Origin of the sequence: Methanocorpusculum labreanum Z, assembly GCF_000015765.1 — an archaeon.
Lineage (GTDB): Archaea > Halobacteriota > Methanomicrobia > Methanomicrobiales > Methanocorpusculaceae > Methanocorpusculum > Methanocorpusculum labreanum.
In genome coordinates this window covers 1246806-1259657 of the sequence record NC_008942.1, presented here as the reverse complement: position 1 = coordinate 1259657, position 12852 = coordinate 1246806, and the positions used below count along the sequence as shown (strand labels likewise).

The following is a 12852-nucleotide window of genomic DNA, read 5'->3' as shown; positions in this document are numbered from 1 at the left end:
TATGGTTCATGAACGCCCGCATATACAGAAATGATTCCATCACCAAACTTGAGTATACAAACGAGACAAAAAGGTCTCTTTACACGATGCTCACATACGGTGGAACCCATGCAGGACCCCAAGCAATCGCCATACAGTATTATAATAATTACATATCATACCGCAGTCTGATGGAGCAGGTACATGCCTGTGCTGCCGGACTCATGCAGCACGGTGTGAAAAAAGGCGATTTCGTCACCATTTTTCTGCCGAATATCCCGCAAAGCGTTATCGCCGCCTATGCCGTCAACCGGATCGGCGCCGTCTGCAATCTCGTTCATCCGCTTTCAACGAAAGATGAACTCCGTTACGCGGTGGAACTCACCGAATCCCGGATCGTTCTGACGTTTGAGATCAACGAAGAACATTGTTCCGGTCTCGATGTCGAGGTCATCCGCTGTAAAACGCCCACCTACTTCCCCGCAGGCATCAAAGGTCGGATCATGAAGACGGTCTACAACCGTTCGGTTCGTCACGCCAAACAGACGACCGGAAGATCCTCTGAATGGGACGCTCTTCTCGAAGAAGGACGCGAATTTTTGAAGACCGCGTCCCTTCCCCCGCACGATGTCAGGGCTGAGGATACTGCCGTCATCATGTACACCGGCGGCACGACTGGCCCCTCGAAAGGCGTGATGCTTTCAAACACCTCGGCCAATTATCTGGCGACCCAGCTTCTCTATGACTATGTGGACGGCAAACCGCATATCGGAGACGGCTTCCTTGCCGTGCTGCCGATCTTCCATGCGTTTGGTCTGACCGTCTGCATCCACACGCCGCTCTCGTCAGGGATGCGGGTCGCTCTTTGTCCGCGGTTCGATGCGAAGGAGTGCGCAAAGCTCATCGTAGAAGAGAAGATGGCGTTTCTCTGCGGCGTTCCTGCGATGTACGAGCGGATGTATCCGCATCTCAAAGGAAAGGATCTCTCCTGCGTCAAACATCTGGTATGCGGCGGGGACCGGGTCTCTCCCGAGCTTGCCTACCGGTATAACGACATTCTCGGAAAAGAAAAAGGCGGAGCAGAGTTCCGTCCGGGCTACGGTCTGACCGAAGCCGGCGGGGCCTGTGTTATCACCGGCGTGCATTACTCCACGTTAAAGGAAGGGGGCGTGGGTGTCCCTCTTGCCGGAACGGAGATATGCGTTGTCGCTCCCGGAACGACTGACGTCCTGCCTAACACCGAGGAAGGAGAACTGTGTATGATCGGTCCGGCAATCATGACCGGCTACTACAAAAATCCTGAAGAGACCGCCGCTGTTCTCCGCATGCATGACGACGGCCGCATCTGGCTCCACACCGGGGACATCGTCTCGATCGGGGAAGGGAACAACATCAATTTCCGGTGCAGATACAAGCGGCTCGTCAAAGTCAACGGATACAATGTCTATCCTCTCATGATCGAGGCCGTCATGGAAAAGTGCCCGATCATCTCCCAGTCCTGTGCGATGGGTATTCCCTGGAAGACGGATACGCGGATCAAACTCTATGTAACGCTGAAGGAGAAGATGGATCCCGAGGCCGCGATAAAAGACATTATCGCCTTTGCCAAAGCGAATCTGAATCACTGGAGCGTTCCGGTCTCGATCTCGATTCTGGAAGCGATGCCCCTTACCAAAATGAATAAAACGGATTATAAAGCCCTGGAAAAGCAGGAATAGCTTTTCAAGTTTTGGTAAAAAAAAATATAAATTTATTTTTGGATCGATTTTTTAATTACTGTCAGTCCTGCAGTTGTGAGGTATGCCACAAAAATCAGGAAAGCTGCTACGTATCCATAGGCCGCCGGGAGGACGTGGGGCAGACCCAGAAGCAGAATGGCAAACAAAATGATTGCCGAGACGCCGATGATCACATCAAGTATCCAATCTTGCATACAAATACATTGTGCGTCGAGACTCTTATCCCTTTTCATATCCAATAAATAGGACATGGAAAAAACAGAGGCACTCACGCTTCTCAAACAACATGTAGCCACTCCCTCGCTTGTCGGTCACTGTATCTCGACCGCCGCCGTCATGAGAGGTCTGGCTGCTGAGTTGGGACAAGATGCTGTCCTTTGGGAAACGATCGGCATCCTTCACGACATCGACTTCGAGGAGATCGACGAGGATATGGAAAAGCACGGACTTGCCGGATACGAGATCCTTCGTGCGGCAGGTGTCGGCGACGAGATCGCTCTTCCGATCAAACGCCACAATCACATGATATTTGGTACCGACTATACGACCCCTGTGGAGATCTGTCTCCAGGTCGCCGACAGCGTGTCTGGACTGATCGTCGCCTGTGCGTATGTCAAGGGAGGAAACATATCCGATGTGACGGTGAAGACGGTCACGAAGAAGTACAAGACCCCTTCGTTCGCCGCAGGATGCGACCGGACAAGGATCGCTCTTGGCGACGCTCTTATCCCGAGGGAACGAATGTATGAGATCGCTATCTCCGAGATCACTGCGGTAAAAGACGAACTGGGGCTGAACTGATGGGTGCCGGAGCACAGTCGGCGGTTCTCCGCGATCTGCAGAAGGCTCACGGCAAACTGCAGGATGTCTCGCGCTATATCATTCCGCGTGACGATCTGGCGATCGCCTATGCGACCGCCGACGCCGTCGACAAGAAAGGCGTCGCCATCGCCAGAGGTTCGAGCGTAGGGTTCGGCGTCGATGAACCGATCGTCAAGACCCTTCTTACCGTCCGGCGTTTCGATCCCACCATTCGCTCGGCGGCATGCATACGCTATGAGGACGATATCCTCGCAACTGCTGTCGAAACTCTTCGGGATGTCGAGGTTTATGACCCGGAAAAGTTTCCGGCCGGTATCTCGACCATGGACTGGGGGATCGCTTCGGTATGCAGAAAAGGCGTGCCGCTTGCCATAGCAAATCCCGAATCTTCCCGCGGACCGGGCAGGATATGCCTCCTTGGAACCACTCCTGAGGAGGTAGCAAACAGAATACTTATCATATCTCAACGTCTTACATATATAGACATCTGAGGAATACTCATGGGAATCAAGCCAAGTTATATCAAATCAATGGGCATCGCCCTTCTCGAACAGCACGGAAAAAGCTTCAACGGCAACTTTGACGACAACAAGAAAGTTGTTGCTGAAATCACCACGATCGAAAGCAAAATGATCCGTAACCGTGTCGCAGGATACGTTACCCGCAAGGTCAACACCACTCCCGCACGCCGGTAACTTCCCGGCTCAATATCTTTTTCCAACGTCTTTTCGTTTTTTTCTCTACTTACCAGTATAGACCTGTTTTTTTGCACAATCTGCATCATAATGAAAAAAGCGAAAAAAGGGTTTTACAGCTGGAACACGTTTCCGTGTCCGGGACAGACCATCCAGCGTCTTCCCTGCATCATATCATACGCCGCAAACCGCTCAGCGGCAGCTTTCTTTGAATCCTCGTTCACACTTCCGCCTGCAAGGATCGCCGGGTAGCGGTTGACTTTCAGCTGCTCAGGCGTGAAGCCGTCGGGATTTATCAGGATATCTCCGGTAAACATGAGCCCCAGCTCGTTTTCGAGAAAGAGCATCGACCCTTCCACATGGCCGCCGATGCCTTCATACACCGAAAAGGTGAGGCCGGCCGTTTTCAGATCGCCGATATACGAAAGGGGAATGGTCGGGTCGGGCTTCACGCTTCCAATGAGACTGACGTTTTTCAGTGACGGGGTTTTGTAGCCGGTCAGCATCACCACCATATTATAGAACGGGGCACGGCTCGGATTCTTGACCCGGTAGTTTGCGACCCCGGTATTTTCCCGCGTGAAGTTCTCCAGACTCGCTTCGTTCAGATACACGCAGTCGAAGAGATCCATCGCCCCCATATGGTCCATATCGATGTGGGTGATAAGAAGCTCGGTCTTCCGCTGTGCAAAATCCGGATAGAGCGAGAGGACCGTCCGTTTCAGTTCTTCGGCATAGCAGGGAAATCCGCTGTCGATCACGAGGAACCCTTCCTTTGTCTCCAGGATATAGGTGTTGCTCCCGCACGGCGGTTCGATGCTTGTTAAAAGAACGTCCTCCCCGATCTTCTGTCGGGCTATCTTCGGGGTATAGCCGGTTCCTTTGCTTTTTGCAATAAGATCTGCATACTCGCAGACGGCGGTGATTATTGTATCCGGGTCCTCGTCCTGGTGGGTCAGGAGGATCCCGTCGGCGGTATTGCAGAACGATTGTTTTTGATCATCGGTAAAACAAAACATTTCCGCTATTTTATCGGCTTTATCGGCGGGGAAGTGAGTATTCATTGCTAATCTAAAGGGACGGGAGATAATATGAATATTCTTATCGGAAAAACCGGTCCGGTATCCAACTTGAAATGAAAAAAACAGTCGAAAAAAGAATAAAGAGATTCGGGTTAGAAGATCCCGGATATCTCCGGGGATCCCTGAGGTTCTCCCGGTCTCCTGCAGTACTGCATTATCATTCTGCTGCGTGTGCAGCGGAGAGTTTTGCGGCCTTTGCGGCAGACTTACCCTTTGTTCTTTTCATACGGAACAACTCTTCGCGTTCCATTTCGTCGAGCCGCATCTTGATAAAGTTACGGGCTTCGATCAACTCCGGAATAACCTTGAATTCCAGGGCATTCACACGGCGCTTTGTACTTTCGATCTCGTCCAGGAGGCGCTTCATAGTCGTCTCCAGTTCAGCGGAGAGAATGATACACTCTACTAATTCCTCGAATGCGTCGGCAGCCTCATCGATCGCGGCGGACGTTCCAAGAACGCCGTAACCGCGGTTCGTGAGGGACTTCTTCACACTCTGAGATTCGATCTTTGGTACAACAACTCCCATAATGTTCTTGCTTTTCAGGTCGATCACCGGGTTTTCAGATGCTGAAAACGCCGCTGACTTCACACCGATACTTCCGTCCACAGTTTCTGCGATTGCAATCATTCTCTGTGCACGTTCGTACTTTTCGGCAAGTTGATTTTTGAGATCTTTAGCTTCCGCTAACACCTTGAAGAATTCAAGGATAAGTCCGTCGCGCTTCATTTTCAGAAGCTTATACCCACGCTCCGAGAGCTTGATACGCTTTTTGAGGGCGATCAGTTCGGATCTGGTAGGCTTCACGTTCAGCGCCATGACTTACTCACTTCCTGTAGTTCGGGTGGTAGGTCTTGATCAGGTCACGGTCGATACGCTTCTCAAGTTCGCTCTCCGGGAGCTGGGTGAACATACCCCATCCGACGTCAAGCGTCTGGGCGATGGTTCTGTCCTCGTCGGATCCCTGGCGGACGAACTTGTCTTCGAATGCATCGGCGAACTCTAAGAACTTCTGGTCACGCTCTGACAGTGCGTCTTTTCCGACAATGGCCACTAAGCCGCGGAGATCGACACCTTCTGCGTAACCGGAGTACATCATATCGGAGACCTTCTTGTGGTCCTCACGGGTCATGCCTTTACCGATACCGAGGTTCATCAGACGGGATAAGGACGGCAGAACGTTGATTGGCGGATAGATACCCTTACGGTGTAACTCCGGGGAAATAACGATCTGACCTTCCGTAATGTATCCGGTAAGATCGGGGATCGGGTGGGTGATATCGTCGCCGGGCATGGTCAGGATCGGAATCTGGGTAACGGATCCTTTCAGGCCCTTGATGATACCTGCACGCTCGTAGATGGATGCAAGATCGGTGTACATGTAACCCGGATATCCGCGGCGACCCGGAACTTCTTCACGGGCAGCACCGATCTGACGAAGTGCTTCACAGTAGTTCGTCATATCGGTTAAGATAACCAGCACGTGGTAACCAAGCTCGTATGCAAGGTACTCGGCAGTGGTGAGTGCAAGACGCGGCGTGACCGTACGCTCGACGGCGGGGTCATCTGCTAAGTTCAGGAACACGACTGCACGCTCAAGTGCACCGGTTCTCTCGAAGTCTGCCATGAAGTAGTTTGCTTCTTCACGGGTGATACCCATTGCAGCGAAAACTACGGCGAACTCGTCGGATGATCCGGGCACTTTTGCCTGACGGGCGATCTGAAGTGCGATCTCGTTGTGCGGTAAACCGGCAGACGAGAAGATCGGAAGCTTCTGACCACGGACAAGGGTGTTGGTTCCGTCGATGGTGGAGATACCGGTCTGGATGAAATCTCTCGGCGTTCCACGTGCATACGGGTTGATAGCTGCTCCGTTGATGTCGAGACGCTTGTCGGGGACGATAGCCGGTCCGCCGTCGATGGGCTTTCCACCGCCGGACAGGATACGTCCGAGCATGGTCTTTGAGACCGGCATCTTGAAGGTTTCACCAAGGAAACGGACACCGGTGTCGCGTCCAAGACCGGTAGTGGTCTCGAAACACTGTACGACGACGAGATCTTCGGAGGTATCAAGGACCTGTCCGCGTTTCATCGTGCCGTCGGCAAGAACAAGGCTGACCTGCTCTTCGTAGCTGACCGGCTCGGTCTTTTCGACGAAAAGCAGTGGTCCGGCAACTTTAGAGACTGTCTTATATTCTTTCATGTTTATGCCCTCAGTGCCTTGAATTCTGCTTCCATGCCTGCGTAGATCTTGTCAAGAACCGGTTTGTAGTCCTTGGTGAATTTGACCTGCGGCATTTCGTTCTTTGCTTTGACTGCAAGGATCTGCGACGGCGGGACGCCTGCTGCCTGTGCGGCGTATGCAAGGTCTGCGTAGGTTCTGATCATCTTGAACATGTCAAGCTGTTTGGGCAGATCGCAGTAGGTGTCGACCGGGTCGAAACCGTTCTGCTGCAGGAAAAGTTCCCGCATCATTCTGGCGACTTCGATGGTGATCTGTTCGGTCTCGGGCAGTGCGTCGGATCCGACGAGCTGCACGATTTCCTGGAGTTCGGCTTCCTTCTGAAGAACTTCCATGAACCATGACCGGAGTTTGTTCCAGTCGGGTGAGACCTTCTCGTCGTAGTAATCGTTCAGCTGAGCCATGTACAGAGAGTAGGACTGCAGCCAGTTGATTGCCGGGAAGTGGCGACGGCGGGAGAGGTTTGCATCAAGTGCCCAGAAGACTTTGACGATACGAAGCGTGTTCTGCGTGACCGGTTCGGAGAAATCTCCGCCGGCAGGGGAAACTGCGCCGATAACGGATACAGAGCCTGATCCGCCTGCGAGCGGCTCGACAAGTCCTGCACGCTCGTAGAACTCGGAGAGTCTGGAGGACAGGTATGCCGGATAACCTTCTTCTCCGGGCATCTCTTCAAGACGTGAACAGATTTCACGCATTGCTTCTGCCCACCGGGAGGTGGAGTCTGCCATTAATGCGACATCGTAGCCCATGTCACGGAAGTACTCTGCAAGAGTAATACCGGTGTACACGGATGCTTCACGTGCTGCCACAGGCATGTTGGAAGTGTTTGCGATGAGAATCGTTCTCTCCATGAGAGAGTTTCCGGTTTTCGGGTCCTGGAGTTCGGGGAACTCGGTCAGAACTTCGGTCATCTCGTTGCCGCGTTCACCGCAGCCGATGTAGACCACGATTTCTGCGTCGGACCATTTTGCCAGCTGCTGCTGGGTAACGGTCTTTCCGGATCCGAACGGTCCGGGGATAGCTGCTGTTCCGCCTTTTGCGATCGGGAAGAGTCCGTCAAGGATTCTCTGTCCGGTCAGGAGGGGGATGCTCGGGCTGTGTTTTTCCACGTACGGACGCGGGACACGGACCGGCCATTTCTGCATCATCGGGAAGGATTCGCCGGAGTCGAGTTCGATAACGATCTCATCAACGGTGAAGTCTCCTGCATTGATCTTGGTGACCTTGCCGCCCTTTGCGAGTGGCGGGACCATGATCTTGTGCACGATACTGCGTGTTTCCTGAACTTCACCGACGATCTGTCCGGGGACGACATTGTCTCCGACGTGAACGACCGGTTTGAAGGTCCATTTCTTCTCGTGGTCCAGTCCCGGTGCGGTAACACCGCGTGCAATGAAGTTACCCATCTTCTGGATAAGCACTTCGAGCGGACGCTGGATACCGTCGTAGATACTGGTCAAGAGACCCGGACCAAGCTCGACTGCGAGCGAAAGACCGGTGTTTATGACGGGCTCACCCGGGCGAATGCCCGTGGTAGATTCATAGACCTGAATAACGGTGTCTGCACCGTCGATCTTGATGACCTCTCCCATCAGTTCCTCGTTTCCGACCTTGACCACATCATACATGTGTGCATCAAGATCAACTGCAGTGACCACAGGTCCTGCAATTCTTTTGAGTATTCCTGGTTTGCTATTTACTTCCACAAATCAACACCCACCGAACGTTTTATACGCTCCCTCAGGGAGAGACCTGCCTCCTGCCCGCCGATTGTAACGATGGTCGGTTTGACAGAATTTTCAATGATTACCTGCAGGCGACGCGGGATCTGTTCAAGGTCAGTGCTCTGCAGCACAAGTATGCCCACATTCGTGTCGTCAAGTACCTTCGTAATGGTCTCGGCAAGTTTTTCGGGATTTTCTGCAGAGTAGGTCTTTTTGATGCCAGCGAGCTGGAATCCCAAGACAAACTCCTTATTTCCAATTACTGCGATTTCCATTTACATCACCAGGTACTTTTCGAGTGTCTCCGCGTCCAGGCCTGCTTCTTTTCCACGGGCAATGGCACGGAGATTGGATACTTCATACTTCTTTCTTTCGAGATACACGAGAAGCGGCGAGATTGAGAACGGATTGCGTTTCGATACTTTGTCCATCTGATTGAGCTGAGCTGCAATCAGGGTGCTTTCGATCGAATAAATCGGTTTCTTCTCACGCAGAGATTCAAGTGCATCAAGGAGCACGGTGACTTTGATCTTCTTTTTCAGCGAATCGACCACTTCATCGGTGCTTTCAACACTGCTGAGTCTTTCGAGCTCTTCAGGTTTGAATGAACCGCCGGGGATCCAGATGTTCTGCTGGGCTGCGTTGTCGCCGCCCTGTGCACGCATTCTGAAAACACTGGTGATGTTTTTGATGTCGATTTCGAACATGACATATTTCAGGAACGGACGTCCGCCCTTCATACCGCCACGTGCTGCTTTGATCAGCGTTGCATAATAGTACTTATACAGCTCGTTCTCGATCTTCCCAAACGAATGGGTCTCGATTGCCTCGCTGAGTCCTTCGCTGAGAATCGCCGACATCTGCTTTACGGGCAGCTGTTCAACGATACGTTCAACCGATGACTCGGCGACAAGCCGGTCCAGCGTCGATGCATCGAGTGCACCGGCCGGGACAAGTACTGCACGGATCTTCCCGTCGGAAAATCCGAGTTCTTTACCTCGCAGGATACTCAGAATGTTCTGGATATCCCACTTATGCAGGTAATCACGGGTAAATCCTTTCATCTCTCCAGGAGCCAGAGCGATCACACGCTGATACTCCTTTGCAAGGTTCCAGGACATGGCGTTTTCGATGAGGTCGACACCTTTAAAGGATGCTGAAAGTTCATCGATTTCGCGTTTGTACTCCATCTCCTCAATGAGTCTGGTAAACTCAGTGAGACCCATGTTCAGCATGCGAAGATATTCTTCCCGCGGGATGAGCTTCGCTTTGCGGACCCGCATGCGGGTTGAAACATAGATATAGGGAGCAGTTCCGCTCATTACCTCAGTCATTGTTTACCTCATCCGAACAATATCTCCGATGCATCTTTCAGACTTGTTTCCCAGACTTCACCCATAAAGGTCTGGTATGAGAAGTCAAGTGTGAGCTGACCATCGGTACTTTGTACAACGACACCGCCGGCGATGTCGGTGATTCCTCCAAACGTAAATCCGCTCAGGGTTTTTAAACCGCTAATTGCCTCTTTTGCAGCCTTCTCGTCGCGTGCGTTGGTGAAAACGACACCCGCTTTGATCTGCTTGGCAGACTCTTTCAAGAGTTCACGTACGGCTTTTGCGTGTACGTCTGCCGGGAGGTTAGCGATCTCCTCTGCTGCACTGGTGTAGACTTTGTCAAGAAGTTCCTTTTGTGCGTTTAAGAAATCACGCTTCACAACCAGATTGGCGCTGGCGACTTCACGGATCATGATCCGGTCGGCCTGTGTATCAGCGTCTTTCTCGGCTGCGAGACGGATCTCGTTTGCACGGAGGTTTGCTTCGTTGACGATCTCTTTTGCCTGTGCCTCTGCTGCTGCTTTGATAGCGGCAGCTTCTCGGTCACCCTTTGCTTTGATTTCGTCTACTACTACCTCAAGTCCCATATCAGACTGCTCCGCTTAGACGAAGATCAAGAGCAGTGCGATAACGAGACCGAAGATAACGACGGTTTCCGGAAGAACGGTGAAGAGTAATGCAAGACCGAACATTCCACGGTCTTCTGCGGTTGCGCCGACTGCGGCTGCTCCGATACCCATTTCACCAATACCGGTACCGACACCAGCGAGACCTACTGCGAGACCTGCGCCGATTGCGGTGTATCCGGATGCTAATGCTGTTGCTGCTTCTACTGTCATAGATTCGATTGCCATTTTTTATTCCTCAGAGAATTTTCTTTTAAGTCCAAAGGGCTTGTATATGATTCCTCCGCCCTGGTAGAATTTGGTAAAGAATTCGACATAGTGTAAACGAATCGGGTGCAGAGCACCGCCAAGAATACCAAGGGCGACGTTGAGTGCGTGACCTAATATAAGAATTATGACACCCACAATAATCAATAGTACACCAACAACATCCAGGTTGGCCATTGCAGGGCTGATGAATAAATCGACAGCCATGAAGTTAACGACCATTGCGATCGCCACGGATGAAAGACCGACTGCAGCAAGACGGCAGAAGGACAGCATGTGGGAAAGCGTGTTTGTTGGGATTTCCATCAGGTCAAGTGGGTTCTCGATAGCGACGAACACACAACCAACGACGATCAGAATTGCACCTATAATTCCAGCAATGGTCGGGTACGCGACAAATGTGGGAAGTGCAAAGGGGAACTGGCAGTATTCGTTTAAGTCAGCCACACTCAGGATAAGCACCAGAATGCCCCACAAGATAAAGTTCCATCCAAGCTGTGCAAGGACTGCTTTTGTCCGGTGGCTTCCGGGGTGATCCATTCTGTAGTGATTGATCATTCCGAAGAAACGGCCAACGCTGATGTAGATGACACCAAGAAGGGCTGATACTATCAGCAGTTCAATAACCTGGGGCATCGCGTGTTCCATGCCGGCACCAATTGGAAGGTGACGGGAGAAAATAATCGAGTGCCAGGGGAGACTCATACCAAAGAACTCACTATAGAGAAGTCCGAAGACGCTCGTTGAAATAGCTGCTCCAAGGATGATGATAAAGGCTTTGTATCCCGTTTCGCCCATTTTAAGTAAAGTCTTACGAAGGACGAGGGCAAGAGCCAGATAAAGAAGACCATATCCCAGATCGCCGACAATGAATCCAAAGAGCAAGGGGAACATGATCGCAAGGATAATGGTCGGGTCCAGTTCTTTGTATTTTGGACGGGAATACAGGTCCATAAACAGTTCGGCGGGCTTTGCAAATGATGGATTATTATATTCCACCGGTACCGCGGTCGCTTCGTAATCCGAAGGATCCACGGTTACATAAACGCGTTCACCAGTTGCCTGGTTGAGTGCTGCTGTGATTTTATCCACCGTGTCGGCCGGGATCCAGCCGTCAATGACGAAAGCTTCGTCGGTGGTTGCAAATCGAAGCGGCGCTTCGGCACGTTCCACATCACAGGACAATACTTCATCGCAAGCGGCGAGTAAGTCTGCGTATTTTGCTTTGAGTTCAACGATCTTTGCGGTACAGTCTTCACGGATCTGTGTCTCTTTACCCAGTTCGACAGTGTATTTCTCCACTGCTGCCTGGACCGTGCCGGATTCAACCGGCAGGGAAACGCTCTGGAAGCCTGCATCGGCCAGCTGCCTTTCGATGTCTGCTGCGTTTTTGCTCTCTGCAAAGACGACTATGAAGTTTCCGTCTTTTCCCGCGACGTAAGTCTTTTCGTGCGGAACAGAGATGTCAAGGTCATGCTCGATGTACCCTGCAAAAACCGTCAGACTGCCGTAACCTCTGTAGAGATCAAGCTCTAGAGGCACTAAGGCAAATGGTTTGAGTTCGTTGATACGCTGTTCACATTCCCGGATACGGGTCTCTGCATTCGATCGCTTTACCGTGAGACTGCTAACTTCCTCCTCAATTTTGGGAAGCTCGCTATCTATTGCTGCTCGAATCGTTTCTGCAGGACGCATCTGGACAGTGCTTTGCGTAGACGGGGCGGTCTGGAACACACTCTCAATGGAGCGTATTTTCAGGAGGTTGTTCGAGAGCTCTCCGGCGTTTTCAAAAGGAACGCCGATTTTAACTCCTTCATAGCCTTCTTTCCCCTGATCTACAAAATCGGTGATGTGGAAAATCTGGTGACGATATAATTCGGTCACAACTGACGCCATCTGCTCCTTGCTCGCGGCAATTAACAAATGGGTCATCGGTCTAGGCTGAAACATGCAGTTTCTCCTTGAACCGCTCTACGAATAGCGAAGTTGCCTGCGGGAGCTTTTTGCTTCCTGCGTTAATCAGGTGATCGGCGTCTGCCTTTCCCTGAGTAACAATAGCGGCATGCTTTGCTGTTGCTACATTCCGTGCATCTAAAAGTCTCTGCTTTTTGTAATCCTCGGCAATGGTTTCTGCCTTGGCAATCAGGTTGTCAGCTTCGAGTTTTGCATTTGCAAGTGTCTGCTCTGCGGCACTTTCAGCTGCGGTGATTGTGGATTTACTTTTTGCTTCGGTTTCTTTAATGCTTTTCAGAACCTCAGTTTTCATCCAACCCTCCTCTCACGGCACATATTATTTGGTAACGGATATGTTTATACTTACGTTATTTGCCCCGGGTTT

The 12852-nt window shown here is 51.5% G+C and carries 15 protein-coding genes; 4 read left to right on the top strand and 11 right to left on the bottom strand.

The window, feature by feature from the left end; translation table 11 throughout:
- Positions 1-8 precede the first annotated feature (8 nt).
- A complete protein-coding gene (locus MLAB_RS06495) occupies positions 9-1697 on the top strand; it encodes a class I adenylate-forming enzyme family protein (RefSeq protein WP_048062081.1) in 1689 nt (562 codons plus the stop codon).
- Between the two features lie 32 nt (positions 1698-1729).
- Here MLAB_RS06495 and MLAB_RS06490 read toward each other — a convergent pair whose 3' ends face one another.
- The gene (locus MLAB_RS06490) at positions 1730-1912 is read right to left on the bottom strand and encodes a hypothetical protein (RefSeq protein WP_048062080.1); all 183 of its coding nucleotides are present in this window, start codon (positions 1910-1912) and stop codon (positions 1730-1732) included.
- 55 nt (positions 1913-1967) lie between these two features.
- Between MLAB_RS06490 and MLAB_RS06485 the strand changes: the two genes are divergently transcribed.
- From MLAB_RS06485 to MLAB_RS06475, 3 genes are read left to right on the top strand one after another with little or no spacing between them, the layout of a single operon-like run.
- Positions 1968-2519, top strand: coding sequence for an HDIG domain-containing metalloprotein (locus tag MLAB_RS06485; protein WP_011833600.1), 552 nt, complete (start codon positions 1968-1970; stop codon positions 2517-2519).
- Complete coding sequence (locus tag MLAB_RS06480) at positions 2519-3031, top strand: thiamine-phosphate synthase family protein (protein ID WP_011833599.1); 513 nt, start codon at positions 2519-2521, stop codon at positions 3029-3031. The genes MLAB_RS06485 and MLAB_RS06480 overlap by 1 nt, the downstream gene beginning before the upstream one ends.
- 9 nt (positions 3032-3040) lie before the next feature.
- A complete protein-coding gene (locus MLAB_RS06475; protein WP_011833598.1) occupies positions 3041-3235 on the top strand; it encodes a 30S ribosomal protein S17e in 195 nt (64 codons plus the stop codon).
- Positions 3236-3348: 113 nt separating this feature from the next.
- Here the strand turns inward: MLAB_RS06475 and MLAB_RS06470 are convergent, their stop codons facing one another.
- The 10 genes from MLAB_RS06470 to MLAB_RS06425 all read right to left on the bottom strand — a co-directional run bounded on the left by MLAB_RS06470 (position 3349) and on the right by MLAB_RS06425 (position 12780).
- Complete coding sequence (locus tag MLAB_RS06470) at positions 3349-4299, bottom strand: MBL fold metallo-hydrolase (protein ID WP_011833597.1); 951 nt, start codon at positions 4297-4299, stop codon at positions 3349-3351.
- Positions 4300-4474: 175 nt separating this feature from the next.
- Complete coding sequence (locus tag MLAB_RS06465; protein WP_011833596.1) at positions 4475-5137, bottom strand: V-type ATP synthase subunit D; 663 nt, start codon at positions 5135-5137, stop codon at positions 4475-4477.
- A gap of 7 nt (positions 5138-5144) precedes the next feature.
- Positions 5145-6521 carry a V-type ATP synthase subunit B gene (locus MLAB_RS06460; RefSeq protein ID WP_011833595.1) on the bottom strand — a complete coding sequence of 459 codons (1377 nt, stop codon included), beginning with the start codon at positions 6519-6521 and terminating at the stop codon, positions 5145-5147.
- A 2-nt stretch (positions 6522-6523) separates the two neighbouring features.
- Positions 6524-8269: a V-type ATP synthase subunit A gene (locus MLAB_RS06455; protein WP_011833594.1), complete on the bottom strand. Its 1746-nt coding sequence runs from the start codon at positions 8267-8269 to the stop codon at positions 6524-6526.
- The gene (locus MLAB_RS06450; protein ID WP_011833593.1) at positions 8260-8562 is read right to left on the bottom strand and encodes a V-type ATP synthase subunit F; all 303 of its coding nucleotides are present in this window, start codon (positions 8560-8562) and stop codon (positions 8260-8262) included. Before MLAB_RS06450 ends, MLAB_RS06455 begins: the two co-directional genes overlap by 10 nt.
- Positions 8563-9621 carry a V-type ATP synthase subunit C gene (locus tag MLAB_RS06445; protein WP_011833592.1) on the bottom strand — a complete coding sequence of 353 codons (1059 nt, stop codon included), beginning with the start codon at positions 9619-9621 and terminating at the stop codon, positions 8563-8565.
- 8 nt (positions 9622-9629) lie between these two features.
- Positions 9630-10208, bottom strand: a complete 579-nt coding sequence (locus MLAB_RS06440) for a V-type ATP synthase subunit E family protein (RefSeq protein ID WP_011833591.1) — start codon at positions 10206-10208, stop codon at positions 9630-9632.
- A 15-nt stretch (positions 10209-10223) separates the two neighbouring features.
- Positions 10224-10475 carry a hypothetical protein gene (locus tag MLAB_RS06435; protein WP_011833590.1) on the bottom strand — a complete coding sequence of 84 codons (252 nt, stop codon included), beginning with the start codon at positions 10473-10475 and terminating at the stop codon, positions 10224-10226.
- Between the two features lie 3 nt (positions 10476-10478).
- The gene (locus MLAB_RS06430) at positions 10479-12464 is read right to left on the bottom strand and encodes a V-type ATP synthase subunit I (RefSeq protein WP_011833589.1); all 1986 of its coding nucleotides are present in this window, start codon (positions 12462-12464) and stop codon (positions 10479-10481) included.
- Positions 12451-12780, bottom strand: a complete 330-nt coding sequence (locus MLAB_RS06425) for a hypothetical protein (protein ID WP_011833588.1) — start codon at positions 12778-12780, stop codon at positions 12451-12453. Before MLAB_RS06425 ends, MLAB_RS06430 begins: the two co-directional genes overlap by 14 nt.
- Between the last annotated feature and the right edge of the window lie 72 nt (positions 12781-12852).